At 62.7% G+C, this 18,690-nt stretch carries 16 protein-coding genes and 1 tRNA gene; 11 read left to right on the forward strand and 6 right to left on the reverse strand.

What is annotated here, in order from left to right:
- Window positions 1-770: 770 nt before the first annotated feature.
- The 3 genes from ACIQF0_RS28080 to ACIQF0_RS28090 form a co-directional block, all read right to left on the reverse strand.
- On the reverse strand, window positions 771-2,234 hold the full coding sequence (locus tag ACIQF0_RS28080) for a hypothetical protein (protein ID WP_401034038.1): 1,464 nt from the start codon (window positions 2,232-2,234) through the stop codon (window positions 771-773).
- Window positions 2,235-2,305: 71 nt separating this feature from the next.
- Window positions 2,306-2,776 carry an NUDIX hydrolase gene (locus ACIQF0_RS28085; protein ID WP_401034041.1) on the reverse strand — a complete coding sequence of 157 codons (471 nt, stop codon included), beginning with the start codon at window positions 2,774-2,776 and terminating at the stop codon, window positions 2,306-2,308.
- A 9-nt stretch (window positions 2,777-2,785) separates the two neighbouring features.
- Complete coding sequence (locus ACIQF0_RS28090) at window positions 2,786-3,529, reverse strand: DUF5919 domain-containing protein (RefSeq protein WP_330271191.1); 744 nt, start codon at window positions 3,527-3,529, stop codon at window positions 2,786-2,788.
- Window positions 3,530-3,698: 169 nt separating this feature from the next.
- Here ACIQF0_RS28090 and ACIQF0_RS28095 point away from each other — a divergent pair, with 169 nt between their 5' ends.
- From ACIQF0_RS28095 to ACIQF0_RS28125, 7 genes are all read left to right on the forward strand, one after another.
- Window positions 3,699-4,151: a hypothetical protein gene (locus ACIQF0_RS28095; protein ID WP_401034044.1), complete on the forward strand. Its 453-nt coding sequence runs from the start codon at window positions 3,699-3,701 to the stop codon at window positions 4,149-4,151.
- The gene (locus ACIQF0_RS28100; RefSeq protein WP_401034046.1) at window positions 4,151-4,396 is read left to right on the forward strand and encodes a hypothetical protein; all 246 of its coding nucleotides are present in this window, start codon (window positions 4,151-4,153) and stop codon (window positions 4,394-4,396) included. The genes ACIQF0_RS28095 and ACIQF0_RS28100 overlap by 1 nt, the downstream gene beginning before the upstream one ends.
- On the forward strand, window positions 4,383-4,643 hold the full coding sequence (locus ACIQF0_RS28105) for an AMED_5909 family protein (protein WP_401034048.1): 261 nt from the start codon (window positions 4,383-4,385) through the stop codon (window positions 4,641-4,643). Before ACIQF0_RS28100 ends, ACIQF0_RS28105 begins: the two co-directional genes overlap by 14 nt.
- Window positions 4,644-5,034: 391 nt before the next feature.
- Window positions 5,035-6,525 carry an FtsK/SpoIIIE domain-containing protein gene (locus tag ACIQF0_RS28110; protein WP_401034050.1) on the forward strand — a complete coding sequence of 497 codons (1,491 nt, stop codon included), beginning with the start codon at window positions 5,035-5,037 and terminating at the stop codon, window positions 6,523-6,525.
- On the forward strand, window positions 6,522-8,126 hold the full coding sequence (locus tag ACIQF0_RS28115; protein WP_401034052.1) for a replication initiator: 1,605 nt from the start codon (window positions 6,522-6,524) through the stop codon (window positions 8,124-8,126). The genes ACIQF0_RS28110 and ACIQF0_RS28115 overlap by 4 nt, the downstream gene beginning before the upstream one ends.
- Before the next feature lie 45 nt (window positions 8,127-8,171).
- A complete protein-coding gene (locus tag ACIQF0_RS28120; RefSeq protein WP_401034054.1) occupies window positions 8,172-8,348 on the forward strand; it encodes a helix-turn-helix transcriptional regulator in 177 nt (58 codons plus the stop codon).
- The gene (locus tag ACIQF0_RS28125) at window positions 8,345-9,742 is read left to right on the forward strand and encodes a tyrosine-type recombinase/integrase (RefSeq protein WP_401034056.1); all 1,398 of its coding nucleotides are present in this window, start codon (window positions 8,345-8,347) and stop codon (window positions 9,740-9,742) included. Before ACIQF0_RS28120 ends, ACIQF0_RS28125 begins: the two co-directional genes overlap by 4 nt.
- A 163-nt stretch (window positions 9,743-9,905) precedes the next feature.
- Here the strand turns inward: ACIQF0_RS28125 and ACIQF0_RS28130 are convergent, their stop codons facing one another.
- Complete coding sequence (locus ACIQF0_RS28130) at window positions 9,906-11,519, reverse strand: hypothetical protein (protein ID WP_401034059.1); 1,614 nt, start codon at window positions 11,517-11,519, stop codon at window positions 9,906-9,908.
- 527 nt (window positions 11,520-12,046) lie between these two features.
- Window positions 12,047-12,122, reverse strand: a tRNA-Arg gene (locus ACIQF0_RS28135).
- 173 nt (window positions 12,123-12,295) lie between these two features.
- Between ACIQF0_RS28135 and ACIQF0_RS28140 the strand changes: the two genes are divergently transcribed.
- The 4 genes from ACIQF0_RS28140 to ACIQF0_RS28155 all read left to right on the forward strand — a co-directional run bounded on the left by ACIQF0_RS28140 (window position 12,296) and on the right by ACIQF0_RS28155 (window position 15,138).
- Window positions 12,296-13,132, forward strand: coding sequence for a hypothetical protein (locus ACIQF0_RS28140; protein WP_401034062.1), 837 nt, complete (start codon window positions 12,296-12,298; stop codon window positions 13,130-13,132).
- A 10-nt stretch (window positions 13,133-13,142) separates the two neighbouring features.
- Window positions 13,143-13,880 (forward strand): FkbM family methyltransferase, encoded by a 738-nt coding sequence (locus tag ACIQF0_RS28145; RefSeq protein WP_401034066.1) that lies wholly within the window; start codon window positions 13,143-13,145, stop codon window positions 13,878-13,880.
- Window positions 13,881-13,942: 62 nt separating this feature from the next.
- Window positions 13,943-14,710: a hypothetical protein gene (locus ACIQF0_RS28150; protein WP_401034069.1), complete on the forward strand. Its 768-nt coding sequence runs from the start codon at window positions 13,943-13,945 to the stop codon at window positions 14,708-14,710.
- 8 nt (window positions 14,711-14,718) lie between these two features.
- Window positions 14,719-15,138 (forward strand): hypothetical protein, encoded by a 420-nt coding sequence (locus tag ACIQF0_RS28155; protein WP_401034072.1) that lies wholly within the window; start codon window positions 14,719-14,721, stop codon window positions 15,136-15,138.
- A gap of 46 nt (window positions 15,139-15,184) precedes the next feature.
- Here the strand turns inward: ACIQF0_RS28155 and ACIQF0_RS28160 are convergent, their stop codons facing one another.
- Window positions 15,185-18,385 carry a penicillin acylase family protein gene (locus ACIQF0_RS28160; protein WP_401034075.1) on the reverse strand — a complete coding sequence of 1,067 codons (3,201 nt, stop codon included), beginning with the start codon at window positions 18,383-18,385 and terminating at the stop codon, window positions 15,185-15,187.
- Window positions 18,386-18,690 lie beyond the last annotated feature (305 nt).

Here is an 18,690-nt window from a genome sequence, read left to right on the forward strand (position 1 = left end):
GCTGGGATGGGGATTGCTTCACTGCACCGTTCATGACAGGAGGGGTCGCCGCGCCCGTGTGACCTTGGCGACGGATGACCTGACCTACCACCGCGCCTTTGTGGAGGCGACTTCTCATATGGGTCGCGGGGTCCAGATCGAACCTGCACTGGGTCGTTACGGATACTGGCGTGCTGGCTGGCCTGGGCCTAATCGGCAGGGTGGCAGCTGGACTGGCGGCGGTGTCATTCCGTGGGCAGCAACTTATCGGGCCGCCTGCCCTGATGTGACGACCGCTAAGCACCTCCACGGGTTGCAGGCGACAGGCGCAGGTGTAATCCGGGGGATCTGCGCGGTATTCGCTACAGGTCCTAGCGGTACCAAATGGACAATGATTAACGGTGAGCCAATCGAAGACCACTCAAAGGTGCTGATCCCTGAATCGAACCTGCAGTTCTATGTTCCCCCAGGTGTCGGAGTTTTGCCTAGCTGGCCTTTTGAATCCGTGTCAATCCCGTGCAATCTATGCGGCTAGAAGAGCGGTTTCAAATTGTTGCTCAACGTGTCTGTATAAAGTTGGGAAGTCATATGTTTATTGATGAGATTGCTCGTCATTCCGGCCTGCTGTCCCTGCTCGCCTTGCCAGCTGCCGTTGCGTGGTACGTGCAGCAGATCCTGAGGACGGCCCGTGTCTTTCGCAGATTTCTCTTCTGGCTGCATTCCTGGCTTAGAAGGGTCGGTCAGCGGCTGGTGCGGTGGCTACTTGCAGCAGGTGATCAGTAAGGCGGTTGCTACAAGTTGGACGCAGACTCTTTAGGGCGCGCATCGATGAATCGTGCGGCCACTGTATATCCTGACTGCTCCGCGTAGGCTTTGCATGTATCTTTAACGAGTTGCATCCGTTCTTGTGACAGCTCTTCATCTTTGTAGCCGACGCACACGTAGTAGGCGAAGCCGATCTTCTCGCTGATCATGTACTGCGGCAGTTGTGCTTCGGCGCCGCGTCGAAGTTTCTTACTGCTCATCAATTTTACTTCGAGCAGTACCCGCTTCTTCCAGCCTGCAGAGAACTTAAAATCAACTGGACCGCGGCCAATATTTGGTTCGCGAGACATGTCCACGCCGGCCTGTTCGCAGACGACGACCCACAGTTGTCCGGCGATGGCCTGTACGATCTTTTCTTTTCGTGGATTAAGGAGTTCGTCATCCCAAAGTGCTCGCCACAGATCGGACTCTTCGACAGCATGCTGAAAGCGATCGACGAGTTTTCCAACCCAATCATGTAGTTCTTGAGGTGACCTGGGCTGATCGATTCCGGCTGACTCTTCGACCTCTTTACGTCCAGCGGCACGACCAGCTTCGTACCATCCAATAAGTAGGTCAGAGTCCTGCTTTGCGTCGTAGGCGGGTTGGTTGTCGTCCTCGGCGATGGCTTCGACATAATCAAATGCCCAGTCTGGCATCTGGCGAGCAAGCTGATGGCCCCGCTCGCGTTTCTGTGATCGACTGAGATCTGCGCCCAGGTCATAGTTTAGATCTTCCCGAAGTACGGCGTTGTGGTTTACCTCTGCCCAAGACCAAAATCCTGGAGAATCAACTCGAAGTGGAATGCTTTGGAGAAACCTTTCCGGAGTAAGAAGGATGGCCCCTTTTGTTACTGGGCTTACCGGCATAAGCAGGCGTGCATCCGACCATCGCAGGGACTCGGTACTCCAGGATGCATTGCGAACTCGAATTCGCTCCGTCTCTATTGCTAGTTCTTCGCAAACCTTCTGTGTGTACTTGATGAATCGAGATTTCAGGATGTTGCAGAAGATGTCACTGATTCGGTCTGTGCCCAGGCCTGGGACGAATAGTGTGAATAGCTCGACGTAGTCGATCTCTCGCTCTGTTCGTTGGCTCACGCGATACAGGGAGTCGGCCATCTGTTCGGCGAAAAAGCTATCAGTTCCCGATCCATTTGGCGACCCCATCGACAGTCCGAGGGCAAACTCTTTCGGCTCAGGAAAGGTAAGTAGGCGAACAGCTTTGATCCAGTGTGGTGAAATTTTGGTTCCATTGGATCGCTTAAGTAGATCTCGGCACATGGTGAAGAAAGTGACTACCAGGTCTCGAGCATCCGTGAACAGTGGATCTTCGACCTCATCGAACACCAGGAAGGGATCGACGTACAGAGGGGTGTCTTCTACAAGGACTGGATCGAACCACTCGGTTTCCTTGGTGTGTGCGACGCTAGTCAGCTCAGAGAAGCGCATATTCACCTACCGTTCGCGAACCAAGGGTGCGAGTTGCTCCTATGTCGCTCGTATTGGCTCTCGCGTTACCGCTACGAGAAGTACGGGGCGTCGCGCTCTGCGAGGGCGTGGCTGATTCGTAGCCGGATCGACGGGTGGATGTCCAGGTTGTCGAGTCGCTCCTGGTCCACCCACGCCACTTCTTTGGACTCGATGCTTGTGCTGGTCTTGCGGCTGGTTGGCTTGGCCCTGAAGCAGATTGAGAACTCCTGGCGAACCTCGCCGTTGTTGTACGCGATCACGTGGTTTGGGTTCGAATAGAGACCGATGAGCTCGACGACATCGACGTCGATTCCAGTCTCTTCCTTGACCTCTCGAACGGCCGTCTGGGCCAACGTCTCGCCGACGTCTTGTTGTCCGCCGGGGATGGAGTACTTGTCGTTGTCGGTCCGCCGGATCATCAGAATGCGCCCATCTTCGTCCTGCACGAAGGCGCTGACAGCGGGACGCAGGCTATTGGCTTTGGGGGCGTTTGGGTCGTGGAAGTAGTCCACGCGGGTCATGTTGCTTCCTCAGAACGTTGCTGGTTTGGACAGGTTCCAGACGTGCTCGAAGCTTTCAGAGTAGGTCTCGAAGAGATCGCCCGCAGCGAGCCGCCGCAGGTGCAGGGCCGGAGCGTGCGCGGCCTGGAAGCCGTAGACGTGCGTGTTGACGACCATCTCGTCATCGAAGCGGAAGATCGAGTTGTAGAGCGTCGTCTTGTGGAAGCGCATCTCCACGCCGTCCACGCCCACCAGCGGTCGGTAGAACGCCAGCGCGTTGCGGATGCGGGAGCCGAGCGTGCCCTTGCCGAGCTGCTCTTCGTCGCTGCGCTTGGCGACCTCGCGGCTGGCTGGGTCGCCGAAGATCAGTCGGATGCGCGCGCCGTTCGCGGCCTTGTTGGCCAGGTCCCGCATGAACGTCGGTCGCTCCACCAAGAAGATGCCGGCGTGCACCAGCACCTCTACGTGCCGGGTGGCGTTGGTGATGAGGTGGTCCCACAGGTCTGGAGGGATCGAGTTCCGGTGTGGGTAGAGCTTGACCACCTCGGACTCGGTGATCTCCGCCTTCCGCTCCGGCGCGACCGCGTCCGGCCACAGGTACGTCTCGGTCTCCTTGACCATCGACGCGATGGTGTTGCGGTGGCGCGGGTACGGCGCGCGGCCCTTCGTGATCCAGCGTTCGACGGTCTTCTGGTCGACGCCCGTGGCCTTGGCTACCTGCTCGTATGTGAGTCCGTTGCGTAGCAACGCATCTCGTAGTCGCTCGTTCGCCATGATCGCTCCTGTCGGACGTCCTCGGGACGCCAGGGACGTCTTACGTTAGTAGGGACGTCTCTAGATGTCCCGCCATGCGGTGCTCCCGTCCCGGTTTTCAGCCGAAAGTCGTAAGTGTCGAGAACTCCAGACAACCGGTCTGGACGACACCTACGACAGGAGAGCCACGATGGCGATCACAGGTGGGAGCAGGCTCCCTGCGGGTCACGACTTCGTGTTTCCCAGGGGCGCGCTCGTGATGGGCGTTGAGCCCGTGCTCAAGTTCCAGTCCGCCGATGAGCGGGCGAAGGGCCTGCCGGTGGAGCAGGAGAAGGATAAGGAGAGCGGGCTCCTCGTGTGGTCCGTACTGGTTATCGACCAGGCCGCGGAGCGCAAGACGGACGCGGTGGTCACGGTGAAGATCTCCGCGCCTCACCAGCCGGTGCCGCCGGAGGCGATCCCCGGAACGGACGTCCGGCCGGTCGTGTTTGAGGGGCTGACGGTCACGCCGTGGATCGATGACAAGGCGTGTCGTGGGGTGCATGCGGGTGAGCGTCACCGCTGCCGCGCCAAGCTCGGTTACAGCCTGCGGGCCTCCGGCATGAAGCCGGCCGTCAGCAAACCAGCCGCTAAGGCGGCGTGATGCCTGACCTGGTGCGCGTTCACCTGACCGATGGCGTTCCCATGCGGCCGCTCGCGATGCCGTTCGCCGACCGGATTGAGATCCGCTTCGGCAACGCCTTCCCCGCCGTGCTCGTCGTCGATCGGGACGTGGTTCCGCAGCTGCGTGACGTGCTTGACCAGGGGTGGCGCGCTCTTGAGGCCTCGGCCGCTCGACAGGAGGGGCGTCACGCGCTCACGGAGGAGGCTCCCGATGTCCGCAGTTGAGGCCATGCACTGGGGCCTCGCGGAACAGGCCCGGACGCTGAGCGAAGCACACGACGTGTTGAGCAAGCTCCTGCCCAATCCCAAGGCTGCGCCCGCCGTTCTGCGGGACTACTACCTCCGCTCCGCCGCTGTCTACGCGCGGGTCGCTGAGAGCGACCGCAGCCACCACCACGAGGCCATGTATTGGGCGAATCGTGAGCGCGAGAAGGGGGAGGCGATCAAGGTCACCAAGACGGCGAAGAAGTAGCACAAGTCCTTATTGGACAGAGCGCGTGACTCTGCTGGGTCACGTGGCGATGCCGCACGTCTTGTTGCGGCGCAAAGAGAACGTGAGACGCAGGAGCGGAGCCCGGCTACCAACCTCGCCGCTCCTGCGTTGTCCACCCAACTCAGGAGTGAACAACGATGAGCGTAGAGCCTGAGCGCATTCGTGCGCTAGACGGGGATCGGATGATCTCCGCCAGGCAGACCGTTTCCAGCTACGCCGTGATGCTCGATGGCGGCTCGCTGGAGACGATGGAACTCACGGCTGCGCAGGCTAGGGGCTTCGAATGCCTGACCTGTCGGGCGCAGCACACCGCCACTTCGGGAGCGTTCCAGCCTGTTGGGCGCATCCCGAGCGTGGGCAGCGTCTTCCAGTGCCTCAACTGCGCTGGCGGTGCGCGATGAAGGGCAACCGCTGGGTCGATCCCGCACCGTTCGAGGGCGCACGTCCGCAGGTCCCTTGGTGGGTATGGCTTCCCGGCTGGGTCAAGCTTGTACTCGCGCCGTTCGCACTGCTCTGGCTCGCCGTCCGCCTGGTCGTGCTGCTGGCCGTTCTGGCGGTTCGATACCCGGTCGCAGCCACGGCCGGCCTCGGTGGCTACGTCGCCTATCACCAGTTCGGACTCTCGCCGCTGGTGATCGCGTTGCTGTCGCTCCTGTGCGCCCTAACTGTCTGGTACGGCCTCGATCGAGACTCGTTCCTGCGGCACGGCTGGTACCGCGTGCTGACCGAGTGGCGGCGACTCACGGTGTACGTGCCGCAATGGCGCACTGTGATGCGTCTGGGTGAGCTGACCAAGGAAGTCCGCGGGAAGGAGTACCTCCCGAAGCTGCGCCGCATCCGTTCGGAGGGCTGGCGGGACAAGGTCCGGGTGCGGATGATCCCAGCACAGTCGCCGGAGCAGTGGGAACTGCGGCGGGACAACCTCGCGCACTCCTTCAACGCCCGGTCCTGCCGGGTGCGGGTGCTCAAGCCGCGCGTACTTGAGCTCGACTTCATCCACGCTGACCCGCTGGCACGCCCGGTCGCGGTGCCGCAGCTCGCCGACCCCGGAGAGGTTGATCTCAAGCGGGTGGTCGTCGGCCGTACGGAGACCGGCAAGCCCTGGCGGCTGAGGCTGCTCGGCTCACAGGTCCTCGTGGTCGGCGTGCCTGGGGCAGGCAAGGGCTCGGTGCTGTGGTCGATCGTCTGGCAGCTCGCCCCGGCCATCAAAGCCGGCATGGTCCGGCTCGTCGGGATCGACCCCAAGGGTGGCATGGAGCTGGGCCAGTGTCCGGACGCGTTCGAGAAGGTCGTCTACGACAACGGTCCTGAAGCTGTTGCCCTGCTTGAAGAAATCGCCGCTGAGGTCAAGGAGCGTGCCACTCGCTACCGGGGCATCCGGCGGCTCTGGGCGCGCAGCACTGGTGAGCCGTTCACGGTCCTGATCGTGGATGAGCTGGCGGACCTGATCGCCTACCAGTCGGACCGGAACCTGCGTGAGCGTGCGACGCGGGCTATCCAGACGATCACCTCTCAGGGACGTGCTCCCGGCTACGCCGTCGTCGGCCTGGTCCAGGACCCGCGCAAGGAGATCGTCGGCTTCCGGCACCTGTTCACCACTCGCGTGGCGCTGCGCCTCGATGAGCCGGTGCAGGTGGACATGGTCCTGGGCGACGGCGTCCGGCAACGCGGTGCGGCTGCTCACGAGATCAGCGAGAACACGCCCGGCGTCGCTTGGGGCAAGGAGGACGGGCAGCGCGAACCGGAGCGGGCTCGGGCTTTCAACGTCACAGACGCGGACCTGGTCGAGCTGGGCGTCTACCTCGCTCCGGCCACCGTTCACGAGTTCCCCGAGCTGTCTGAGGGGCGTGAGGCGGCATGACCGAGTACCTGACCCGCTCGGAGCGGATGAAACAGCCGGCCGCGCTCGACGTCGTCCGGGCCGTCGCTGAGGAACACGGCGTCTGCATCCGGCCGTTGGCCAAGGAGCGGATCGACCTCGACACCGGACGCGTCGACATCGTGCCCGTGCCCTGTGGCTCGACGGTTGCGAGCGTCTGCCCGACCTGCGCGGAGAAGAACCGCCGTCTGCGGATGGCGCAGTGCCGTGAGGGATGGCACCTGACCGAGGAACCGGACTTCACTCCAGACATCCCGAGCGACGAACAGCGGGACCTGACTGAGTACCGGGCAGACCTGGTCAAGGCCTTCCGTCTGGCCCTCGTTGAGGGCGACGAAGTCGGAGCAGAGGAGGTGCGGGAAGAGGTCGCGGCGGTCGACACCGAACTTCGGCAACTCGGAGTCCGCGGTTCACTTCCCTCTCTGGAAGTCCCGCTCAGGGGCGCGCGAAAGCGGTCCACCAGGCGGCGACAGGATGCGCCCAACCTGCCTCGGCGGCCGGTTAGCAAGCACACGGTTGGCAAGGTTTTCGGAGGCAAGTACCAGCCCTCGACGTTCCTCACGTTGACGCTCGACACCTACGGCAAGGTCCGCAGTGACGGCACTCCGGTTGATGCGACGACGTACGACTATCGCCGTGCGGCACGGGACGCGGTGCACTTCGCCGCGCTGCTCGATCGGTTCGTCCAGAACCTCCGGCGCTGTGTGGGCTGGGAGGTCCAGTACTTCTCGACGGTCGAGCCACAGAGACGGTTGGCTCCGCACTGGCACGCGGCGGTTCGGGGATCGATCTCGCGGGCGGAGCTGCGGGCGGTCGCTGAGGCCACTTATCACCAGGTCTGGTGGCCTGAGCACGACGAGATCAAGTACAGCGGCGACAACCTGCCGACATGGGACGTCCGGGCCAAGGGCTTCGTTGACCCGCAGACGCGAAGGGCTTTGCCTACCTGGGAGGAAGCACTCGATGAGGTCGAGCGTCCGGCCCACGTCGCGCGGTTCGGGGTGCAGGTGCATTCCAAGGGCATCCTCGGCGGCACCGAAGAGGCCGGCCGCCACATCGGCTACCTGACCAAGTACCTCACCAAGAGCATCAACGAGTGCTACGAGGCCCAGACAGCACGGCAGGAAGACCACGCCGAACGGCTGTGCGCTGAGCTGGCCGTGACGCCCTGTTCGCCGCAGTGCGCGGTGTGGCTGCTGTACGGCGTCCAGCCTCGCGGGGCTCGGCTCTCCACGGTGCCAGGGAAGTGCAAAGGCAAGGCGCACAAGCGAACCACGCTCGGCGTCGCCGGTCGTCGCGTCCTCGTGTCACGCAAGTGGTCCGGGAAGTCACTCGCCGACCACAAGCACGACCGGAAGACATTCGTTCGGCAACTGCTCGCGGACGTCGGGATCAAGCCCGAGGACCAGCCCCAACGGGTTGTCTGGAACAACGTCGAGCCCGGCGACCCGAACGTGCCGCCACGGGCGCACCTGCTGTTGAGCGCAGTCGCAGAGCGCCGCAGATGGAAGGCCGAATACACGGCCGCGCTGCTCGCATCAGCCGGACCGCCAAAAAGTTCGGCAACTCATCAAGCTGCGTAAACGGGGGGAACCATGAACGGCAAGGCGCGAGAGATAGCTGAACTGATGTCTGTTCCGGAGATGCTGGAAGCGCTCGGCGGGGACGTCTCCAGGGACACGTTCTACAAGTGGCGGCAGACGGGGAAGGGGCCTCGTTGCTTCCCGCTTCCGAACGGGGAACTGCGTTGCAGGCGCTCGGACTTCCTGGACTGGATGGACGAGCTCTACGGGCGGGCCGCATGAGCGAGACGACGCTGAAGGTCACCTTCTGGGAGATCGCCGACTGGACGAAGAAGAAGACGGCCAAGGGCAAGAAACGGCCGAAGCCGTGGGGCGTCCGGTGGGTGACGGAGAAGAAGAGTCACTCGGAGTGGTTCGCGAACAAGGCGCAGGCGATCAACCGGCGCTCCGATCTGATGAGGGCGGCGCGGTTCGGCGAAGAGTTCGATGTGGAGACTGGGCTTCCGCTGTCAGAGTTGAAGCGGAAAAACTCCTTCTCGTTCTTGGAGTTCTCACAGTCCTACATGGACATGAAGTGGCCTGACTCGGCTGCGAAGACGCGGAGTAGCACGGTGGATGCGCTGGCGACTGCGTGTGCTGCGTTCGTGAAGAACGGGCCTGGCAGGCCTGAGCTGACGGAGCTGCGTGGAGTGCTGACGCGTCACTTGTTGCCGCCGACGACTCGTGACGATCAGTTCGACCGTGAACAGCAGGAGGTCGTGGACTGGCTGGTTCGGTACTCCCGGCCGTTGTACGACATGACCGACGCGGTGGCGGTTCGGGAGGTCCTGGACGCGCTGGCCATGAAGCTCGATGGCAAGTCCGCGGCTGCAACCGTGTATTCGCGGAAGCGGGCGGTGCTGTTCAACCTGCTGGCGTTGGCGGTCGAGCGGGAGTTGATCCCGGACAACCCGTTGAACCGGATCAAGCGCAAGGTCACGAAGCTCGTGGAGCAGGTGGACCCGCGCGTGGTGGCCAATCCTCGGCAGATCGAGGAACTGCTTACTGCCGTGTCGTACATCGGGCGGCGGAACGCAGATCGGGGCGCGCACCTCGAAGCGTTCTTTGCCACTTGCTACTACGCGGCGGCGCGGCCGGCTGAAGGGCTCGGGCTCAAGCTGGATGACTGCACTCTTCCCGATGAGGGCTGGGGGCTGCTGATGCTTGGCGAGTCCAGGCCGTCTGCGGGGAAGCGGTGGACGGATTCGGGGGAGGTACACGACCAACGCGGACTAAAGCACCGGGGCGTGAAGGACGTCCGGCCGGTACCGATTCCGCCCGTGCTTGTTTCACGAATTCGAAATCACGTCAACCGATTCGGCATTGCAACAGATGGGCGGTTGTTCTGGTCGCCGAACGACGGCGTCGTGTCTTCCTCGACCTACTACAGAGTGTGGCGGGACGCACGTGAATACGCTTTCAGTCCTGCCCAGGTGACCTCGCCACTTGCTGGGCGACCGTATGACCTTCGGCACGCGGCCGTATCACTACAACTCAACGGCGGTATCCCGGCGACTGAGGTTGCGGAGCGTGCAGGTCACTCTGTAGAGGTGCTGCTGAAGATCTATGCCAAGTGTATTGATGGGCAGCGTGAAACGCTCAATAAGCGAATCGAGGCGCTTTTTGGTGCTTTGTAGCAATACGGTCTATCTGCCTAAAGAGCAAGCCTGGGTGCGTTGCGCTGCCTGTGCCTGGTCCTTGTAGTCCTCTGTTGCGGTGCTCATTGGAGTCTGCTGAAGAATTCCGATCGCTGCTCCTGCGGGTCTTGCATGTTCACGCTGAGCGGCTTCAGTGTGGCGTCTACTCCAGGAGTAGAATTGCGCTTCGTTTCTCGGACTCAAGCTCAAGGAGTTCTGGGCGATCGCGGTACAGGGCTCGGAAGCAATCGGCCGCTATCTCAATGGCCCTCTCTCGGTAGCCCCATATCTTGTTTGCTGGTGGTTCCTTGCCTCCGTGTACCAAAGCGCTTCTTTTTGAATATAGTTCTTTGAGTTCGCTCTGAAAATCGTACCTGCCTGCAGGATTATCGGGGCCGATCAGTTTGGCGACAGATGCGGTCACGCGAAAAGTTGTTTCAGTTTTAGCGCCAAACATATTCTCCCAGCAAATGACGGCGTCAACGAATGAATCAAGCGGGTCAAGTCGTGAGGTGACTGCCGATAGAAGCCTTCTGACGCCGACATCTAGCGTCGGGTAGTGCTTCGACCGGATAAGCTCGTGCCACTCTTGAACAGCAGTGGCTGTTGTCTTTGTGAGCGCGTGTGATGGGAGGCTGTACTGATCGAATCCGTAGTGCACCGCGCCGCCGTGCTGAAAGGGATCTAGTGTGAAGCGCGAAACTTCCCTTGCCACGTGCAGGTCGTTGTTATTTGATTCAAGCAGCAAAGCTAGTCGTAGCATGTCTAGCGAACGCTGAAATGATAGTCGCGCTTCGTCCATTTGAGGTTGCAAACGTTCTCCAGTCTTCTGGAGAAGGATATTTTCAAGAGAAATTTCTGGATGTATGTATAGCTTCATCCTGTAGGAGGTTTCAAACACTGCGGTGATTTGTTCGGCCTTCGGAAGGAGTAGGTCTATTTCTGGTTTCGTTGGACTGCGGAGTGTCCCGCTCGACGTCTTAACTATCACGTCTGGATCGAGTTGAATCCCGGTAAGTCCAGACAGAGTCGGCGCCAATACTGCTTTCCCGTTAGCTAGCTTGCGCGCTTCGTCGAGAGTGCTCTCAAGACCCTGCTCGATTGCTTCCCATGTAAGGCGATCTCGACCAATGAGTGACCTAAAAATAGCGTCGCTTACAAGCGAACTAATCAGCCCAACGAGCTGTATCCCGCCACCGCGACCAGTGGTTGCGCTATGAAGTATGCTGTGGTATTCAATCGTGTCGTCCAAATTGTTAGTTTCTGTAGTGCTTTTGGGCTTGACTGGGAACACCTTCGAGAGCGCATCGTCTGATATCAGTGCGCTCGCTGCTTCATTCAGTAGTGGGTGCTGGTATATCCCAATTGGTGATGCTGCCCAGAACGTTCTAGGGCCTTCCGCTGGAGTGGGCAGGAGATATATCGGCCAGACATCGCTGGTGATCTTAAGTAGGCTTGCCAGCAAGGGGTCATCGCACTTGGATATCTCGGCAACTTCTCCTCCGGCTTGGATTCGGAAATAGTTAACGATCGAGTTTCCTGTTTCGGGCATTATTGAAGAGAATCCAGAGAATCTATTGAACTGAGTCAAACTGGAGTCGTTTACCGTTTGGGCACTATTGACCAGTCCTAGGAGAGTCTGGGCGACTTGCATCTGCCCGTCGTTCAAGTTTCCTATTTCTGTGAAATCTTCTGCGGCCAGTATGTATCGAAGAAATTCTTCTCCGAAAATTGGACTCAGAACATTGATTATAGGGTGTGCGACGGTATTGTTCATCGCGCTAGGATATCTACTTGGCCTCGCTGTGGGCAAGTGAATTGGCGACCTCAAATGGGCGGTCTTGCTGAAGGAGATTCAGTCAAGATCTTTCTGGGGATCTGTCAAGGTATAGTTAACGCGTATAGGAGTATTTCCTGGTGTACTCCAGGGTTCGGTTGCAGTGCTCGCTGACGGGTAAGACGCACAGGGCCTGCCGGTTGGGCTGCGCGAACCGGAGGTAGGGACACGCTCGGTGATCATGCGCGTGCTCCGTGTTCATGGGGTAGCTATACGCAGCCTGGTGTCAGAGGACGCGCGTGTAACGCGGGAGCTGGCATGGAGGCGCAGTCAGCTGAGCTAGCCAGGCTGCAGGGGGCAAGCTCCCGTGCGGGAGTGCCTGTAGCTGTTGAGGCTTCGATCGGTTTCGCGATGGTTTCGCAGACGGCGGCAAACAGGGGCAGATTCCCGCTGACGGCGACTGACCAAAAAGATCAAGGCCTGACAGCGTTTCAGCATGTCAGGCCCTGATTTCACCCGGCGAAAGGTGGTGCCCCAGGCAGGATTCGAACCTGCGACACACGGTTTAGGAAACCGATGCTCTATCCCCTGAGCTACTAGGGCTGGCGACAGCAGTCTAGCGGGGTGGTGCCACCGAGTTGACCAGCGCCCCCGGCTACCGCGCACGAGCGCCCTGCTCACGCACCGTGAGGAACCCTTGAAGCGGGCTGCGGCCGTTGGAGGGAAGTGAGGCAGGCCACCTTCTACCGGGCACAAACGTCAGGTAGGGAGGGCGTGTGAGCAGACCCTGGCCCGACTTCCGTCCTGGCCCGCTTGGTGCCCTCAAGGCTTGGTGGCGCCGGACGGTGCCCAGAAGAGCTGACGACATCACCTTCGTGCCGCCGGCGAGCAGTCATCAGCAGGAGTTCGAGACGCCGTTGGCCAGTGCGGTGTACGGGCTGGACTTCCAGCTGAAGTTCACGGTCGTGTGGCGGCTTGATCTGGCGACGGGTCTTCGGCACAACTCGCCGCGGAGTGCTGCCATTCATCACGTTCTGCAGCGGGCCAAGGAGATCAGCGGTAAGGCGATGTTGATTCATCACGCTGCCCTGCAGGTGCAGTTGGGGGATGAGCTCGCCACTGAGCGGCAGGTGCCTGGGACGCACGTGTGGGCTCGGGCGGAGCAGGTGAAGGTCTCGGTCGGGGATGACGACCTGGAGATGGCCAAGAAGCACATCGAGTTGTTGCGGAACTCGACGTTCAAGTTGGCGGAGCGGGACGTTGAGCGCGCTGAGATTCGGTACCTGCGGGACGAGGTGTTGACGGACGTCGGCACGGCGACGATCTGGTGGTTGCAGCGCAACGGGTATCAGGTCGAGGAGGCGGTCAAGTTGGCCGATCACCTCGCCGAGCTCGTGAGGATCGCGCAGCGGGAGCCGGCCGGGCATTGGGCCGAGTCGTTGGTGAGCAGTGTCGAGCGGGCCATGCCTGAGCTCGAGGACGCGCATCGGCGGGATCTGAGGTTGCATCTGGTCAAGGCGTTGAGCGTGTACGGCGGGGAGCGGGTGGCTGCCGAGTTCGCTGATCAGATCGGGTTGCCTGCGGGCGAGCAGCACCGGAACGGACACGTCTAGGCTGACAGAGGTGTTGACCCAACTTCGCAGTGCTGCTGTTGTTGCCGGGTTGCAGGCGCTTGCCCGGCTCACGCCCTATGCCGAGGCGGAGCTGATCGGGCTCCGCAAGGTCGTCAAGCCTGGAGACGTCTGCATCGACGTCGGAGCCGCACTGGGGCTTTACACGGTCACTTTGTCGAGACTGGTCGGTCCACAAGGGACTGTGCACAGCGTCGAGCCGCTCGTGTTCGCGCACCCCGCCCTCTCGTACGTGCTCAGGCCGCGTGAAGGGGACAACATCAAGAGGCACTCGGTCGCCCTTGGCGCTGAGAAGCAGGGGCGCGAGGTCATGAGCGTTCCCGTGCGGCACGGGAGTCCTGTCACCGGGCGGTCGTTCCTCACGGTGGGGGCGAACGGGCTGGGGTCCAACGAGGAGTTCGACCAGCACCTGGACGTCCTGGTCAAGACGGACACGCTCGACCACTTCGTCGAGGAGCAGGGGATCACCAAGCTCGACTTCGTCAAGGCCGACGTGGAGGGGGCCGAGCTCAAGGTCCTCGAAGGGGCCGTGGAGACCATCGAACGGCTCAAGCCCGCGTTCCTGCTGGAGATCGAGGAACGGCACGTCGAGCGGTTCGGTTACCACGCGAAGGACGTCGCGGACTTCCTCGTTGAGCGCGGCTATCGGATGAGCACGTGGCACGGCGGCGAGTGGGTGCCGACGCACAACATCGGCGGTGAGATCAGGAACTACCTCTTCCGCGCCTAGGCTGACCGAGCGAACCTGAGGGATCGGTTGCACAGCCGCGATCTGTCGTGCGTCTTGCGGGTATGCAGGACAACCTCGAGATCGCCCGGTTGAGTCTCGGACTGCTCGTCGCGGTCACGGTGCCGGTCAGCATCGCCAGGCGGGGGCAGCGCCTCTGGGTGTGCATCGCGGCCAGCCTGGTGTACGCGGCCTATGTGGTCTTTCCCGTGCTGGACGGGACTGCCGCGGTCGCGTCCTGGCTTTGTTCCGGGGTGTCGACCGCGGTCCTCGGCGTGCTGGGCCGCCGGGTCGGGGAGAACCCGGTGGCCGTCCGCCCGCGCAGGACGTCACGCGAGGTCTGGGGTTGGTTCCGCCAGCAGTGGTGGCCGGTGACCGTGCTGGTGGCCTTGGTGGGAACGCTGCTCGTGGCGCTCGTCGGCAGCAGGGGCGCGAGAGCCTTCCAGCTCGTCACCGCGGCGTTGGAAGATCACAGCTGGTCCGTGGTGTTGTCCGGGATGATCGTGGCGGTCTTCGTCGGCGACGACGTGATTCGGCTGGTGTTGCGGCCGTTCGTGCGCCAGCTCAGAGAACACGGGATTGATGTTGCCGCGCTTGCTCCCACGAGCGCGCACATCGGCTGGCTGGAACGGGCGCTGGTGTTCGTGTTGATCGCCGGCGGCCAGGCGGAGGCGGCGGCACTTGCATTTACGATCAAGGCGTTGTTCCGGATCAGCACTGATCGCAGCCGGGATTTCACCGAGTACTACCTGGTCGGCACCTTGACCAGCGTGGTGCTGGCGACGATCGTTGCGATCATCGTGCGGATCGGGGTCGGTCTGTCGCCGCTCTGAGGGTTGTGATGAACAAGTTCTGGGAGCACCCGTACTTCCGCGCGTTGCTCGCCGTCGAGTTGCCGGCCGAGGACTTCGCGGTCACCGGTAGCGCGGTGTTGTACGCCCACGGCTTGATCGACGACCCCAGAGATCTCGACGTGCTCACGCGCGGGCCCGCTTGGGACCGTGTTCTGCTGCTGGGCGAACCCAAGCCGACGCCGTTGGCCGCCGGCGCCGAGGTCACGGTGGGGGACCTCCAGTTCCTGGACAGCTGGTTCCCCGGCTGGGACACCGACGCGTTGATCGACGAGGCGGATGTCCTGCACGGCGTGAGGTTCGTGCGACTCGAGGTCATCAGGGCCACCAAGGTGATGCTGGGACGGCCGCGGGACCTCGAGCACGTGGCGCTCATCGACGCGCACGTCGCGAAGACCCGGAAAAAGTAGAGGACGCCGACCCCTGGGGGTGGATCGGCGTCCTCATCTCGAAGGCCTACGAAACGTAGACCTCAAGTTCGTACAGGGAGTATCCGTACTGACCGGCCCGTTGGGTACCCGTCATCCGGAGGTATCTCGCGTCCTGTGGGGTGAACGCTACGACATCATCGCCGCCATCGCCAGCACTTGTGGAGAAAACGTTCCGCCAGTTGCTGCCGTCATTGGAAATCTCGATGCGGTAGCCCCTGGCGAAGGCCGATTCCCACCGCAACGCGGCGCGGCCGATTCGTTGCACTGAGCCGAGGTCGACCTGGATCCATTGGTTGTCGTTCCAGTCGCTGGCCCAGCGGGTGGTGGGGTTGCCGTCCAGCGCGTTGGACGGTGGGAGCGTGTTCCAGCCCGTTTCGTGGGACGACGCGGTGGCGGTGCGGCCGGCGGCCAGGTTGGCGATGTTCTGGCCCCTGCGGGACGGGAACTGCACGACCTGCTGGTAGGTCGGGCGGTTCTGCCAGTGGATCTTGTCCTGGGTGATGCCGCCCATGGCGCGGTGGATGATCGTGTCCGCGCACCACTGGTCGCCCGCGGCGCAGTCGGCGTCACCCGGGTAGACCGCCGTGGCGGGCTTGGCGACGGCCTGAACCAAGGAACCGACCAGTGCGGTGCGGCAGCCGGAGAGGGTGCCGCCGCCGCAGTACGTCTGCGGGAACGCGCCCTGGACCGGGTCGCCGAGGACCTTGCGCAGGTCCTTGTCCACGTAGCCCCACCAGCCGTACTGGAACGAAGAACCCTTGTGCGGCGCGGCACCGTGCGCGTCGGACGGGGCCTCGTCGACCTGCTGGGCGCCCACCAGGGCGTTGTAGAGGTCGTCACCCAGCGACGGCTTGAACTCCGACTCGACCAGGAGCGGCCACCAGGCATCCAGAATTCGGATGGCTTCTGCGTGGTTGTAGGTCTTGCTGCCCTTCGCGGTCTCCTTGCGCAACGAGCCGGAGCGCTGCCAGTCCTTCAGCTTCTGCACGACCGGGGCCAAGGACGGGTCGACCGGAGCGGACTCCACCACCCGCAGCAGTTCGGGCAGCACCTGCTCGGCGCGCAGGTCGGCCACGGCCGCTTCGGCCATCGCGCGGGTCAGAGAGGCACGCGTGACCTTTTGGCCGGACGCGATCAGAGCACGCACGCGAACGTCGAGCAGGTCACCGCGGTGCACGGCGCTGTGGCCGAACCCGCCGAACGTGAAGTCCTTGGCCTGCTTGTTGTTCCAGGACACGTAGTAGTCCTGGTTGATCGAGTTCGGGTGTCCGGCGAACGGCATGTAGGCGGCCGTGTTCTCGTCGCCGTTCCAGTCCACCCACTCGTACTCGGCGCGGCCCCACGTCGGCAGGTTCGGGTCCACAGTGGACCGGCGCACCGGGTTCAGGCCCGAGTTGAAGTACGCGGAGTCGCGGGAGTCGACGTAGAGCCAGTTGAACGCGTAGCCGATCTTGTTGGCCGCGCGCTGGAAGTCGGCGGCCGAACGGATGGCGCCCGGATCGTTGAGCTCCTGGAACCCGATGATCGAGTCGACCTCGTGCATGTACGTGGAACGCAACGTTGTGTACGCCACGACCTTGCCGCCGACGGTCGCACGGCTCGTCACCAGGCCGTACTTGGTCCGGTACATCACCAACGTGTACGAACCGGCGGGTGTGCCGTCGGCGACCGTGGGCTTCCAGGCGTTCTTGCGCTCCAGGCGTTCCAACGGCAGGCACGAGCCGTGGAACAGGTACGACGTAGAGGCCTTGGTGGCAGGAGAACCGTCCGCGTTGCACAGCTCAACGGCGTAGGTGTCGACGATGTCCTGCGCGGACGAGGTGGCGCTCCACGAGTAGTCCACACCGCGGCCGAGCTGCACGTACATCGAGACGCCCGCGAACGAGACGCCACGCGAACGGATGCCGGGCCCGTTGAGCTCCTGCAACAGCAGCAACTGTGGCGCGAAGTAACCGGTCTGCGGTCCCCACACGGCGATCGGGTTCCCGCTGTCCGTGTAAGCACCGGAGACCGCGAGAGCGTTCGACATGCCGTGCTTCTTGTTCAGCAGGTCGGCAGGCAGCACGCCATCCTCAAAAATCCCACGCGCCTTCGCCACGTCAGCGGCAGCGGGCACGGCGACGGAAGCACCCGTGCCGCCCACCTCGTCGTAGACCATCCGCTCCGGCGTGATGCTGCCGGAGTCGGGAAGCGCCAGGCCCTGGGGCGAGGCGGGCGAGGCCGAGTACGGGAACGACTGTCCGTCGTGGAGGGTCAGGACGGCCTCGGGGTCGTTCTGCGCCCGGAACGCCTTCCACACCTGCTCGCCGACGGCCGCGCCGTACTTGTTCTGCGCGGCCAGCTTCACCAGCGCCGACTGCACCTCGCCGCCACCACCGGCACCGAACAGCCCGCCGACCACCGAGGCGATCGCGACCATGTCGGTCGACTTGAACGGCTGGATGTCGTTCCAGTTCGTGATCGCGTCGGCGTGCCCGGTCAGCACGTACTCGCCGGGGAAGTTGCGGGCACCGACGGACTGCGTGATGTACGCGTTGATGCCGGACGTGTAGTCGTTGACGTCGGCCAACGCCTGACGCCCGCGCTCACCGCCGTTCGCCGCCGCGGACTCGATCTGCTTCTGCAGGTCCGCCTCGGTGTACGCGATCTGGTTGAAGAAGCTCTGCTCCAGCACGCGGTTGCCGGGCGCGCCACCGGCGAAACCGGTCAGCTGGCCGCGGCCGAGGTGGCGGAAGATGTCCATCAGCCACAGGCGGTCCTGGGCGGCCGCGAAGCCGGCGCCGAACATCGTGCCGGACCGCGTGGTCCCGGTGATGTGCGGCATGCCGATCTTCTTGTCGCGGACGATCGTCACGTCCGCCCGCGGCTTCACGGTGCTCTCGACCTGGTCGGACGGCACGCCGAACGACGCGTCGTTGAAGAAGTCGGTCAGCTGGCTGTTCGTCAGGCCGCCGTAGCCGTTGACCAGGGCGTCGTACTTGCCGAGCTGGTCGGCCGAGTGCGCGGGCCTGGTGCCGAACGCCTTGTGGGTGAGGATCTCGGCCAGCGTCGCGTTGCCGTTGTTGCCCGGCGGCACGATGTCGTTGCACTGGCCGAGGCAGTAGTCGTCGGCGGCGAACGCGGCCGCGCGTGGCTCCTCGGCCTGTGCGGCGGACGGGACGATCAAAAGGGAGGCGGTGACGGTGGCGATCGCCAGCAGGGACGTCACCGGATTGGCTCTCCGCATCGCGCGAAGCTCCTCTCCGTGCAGGGCAGGGCTGTTGTGACGCACGTTACTTTCCGGTAAGGCTATTGCGAAAGACCTTCGCGTTTTCCGGAACCGCGCCAAGGGTCCTGTATCGATCCCGAAACCCATTCAGGAAACATATGGGCAGAAACGAGACCAAACGAGACATCTGAATCGGATTACCGAGGCCGTATCCGTGTTTCTGGTACGTCATTCCACCCAGTGGGATTTTCAAGTTTCGTCACTCAGTGTTCCGAAGGCTCCCCCTAAACCCTGGTGGCATGCCTACGCAGCGAAGTCGGAGC

It is taken from the genome of Lentzea sp. NPDC092896 (assembly GCF_044754905.1).
In the GTDB taxonomy this organism is placed as follows: domain Bacteria; phylum Actinomycetota; class Actinomycetes; order Mycobacteriales; family Pseudonocardiaceae; genus Lentzea.

Coding starts and splice junctions, on each gene's coding strand:
- ACIQF0_RS28080 (WP_401034038.1), bottom strand. CDS start 2,234: ATGCGCTTCTCTGAGCTGACTAGCGTCGCACACACCAAGGAAACCGAG.
- ACIQF0_RS28085 (WP_401034041.1), bottom strand. CDS start 2,776: ATGACCCGCGTGGACTACTTCCACGACCCAAACGCCCCCAAAGCCAAT.
- ACIQF0_RS28090 (WP_330271191.1), bottom strand. CDS start 3,529: ATGGCGAACGAGCGACTACGAGATGCGTTGCTACGCAACGGACTCACA.
- ACIQF0_RS28095 (WP_401034044.1), top strand. CDS start 3,699: ATGGCGATCACAGGTGGGAGCAGGCTCCCTGCGGGTCACGACTTCGTG.
- ACIQF0_RS28100 (WP_401034046.1), top strand. CDS start 4,151: ATGCCTGACCTGGTGCGCGTTCACCTGACCGATGGCGTTCCCATGCGG.
- ACIQF0_RS28105 (WP_401034048.1), top strand. CDS start 4,383: ATGTCCGCAGTTGAGGCCATGCACTGGGGCCTCGCGGAACAGGCCCGG.
- ACIQF0_RS28115 (WP_401034052.1), top strand. CDS start 6,522: ATGACCGAGTACCTGACCCGCTCGGAGCGGATGAAACAGCCGGCCGCG.
- ACIQF0_RS28120 (WP_401034054.1), top strand. CDS start 8,172: ATGTCTGTTCCGGAGATGCTGGAAGCGCTCGGCGGGGACGTCTCCAGG.
- ACIQF0_RS28125 (WP_401034056.1), top strand. CDS start 8,345: ATGAGCGAGACGACGCTGAAGGTCACCTTCTGGGAGATCGCCGACTGG.
- ACIQF0_RS28130 (WP_401034059.1), bottom strand. CDS start 11,519: ATGAACAATACCGTCGCACACCCTATAATCAATGTTCTGAGTCCAATT.
- ACIQF0_RS28150 (WP_401034069.1), top strand. CDS start 13,943: ATGCAGGACAACCTCGAGATCGCCCGGTTGAGTCTCGGACTGCTCGTC.
- ACIQF0_RS28155 (WP_401034072.1), top strand. CDS start 14,719: ATGAACAAGTTCTGGGAGCACCCGTACTTCCGCGCGTTGCTCGCCGTC.
- ACIQF0_RS28160 (WP_401034075.1), bottom strand. CDS start 18,385: ATGCGGAGAGCCAATCCGGTGACGTCCCTGCTGGCGATCGCCACCGTC.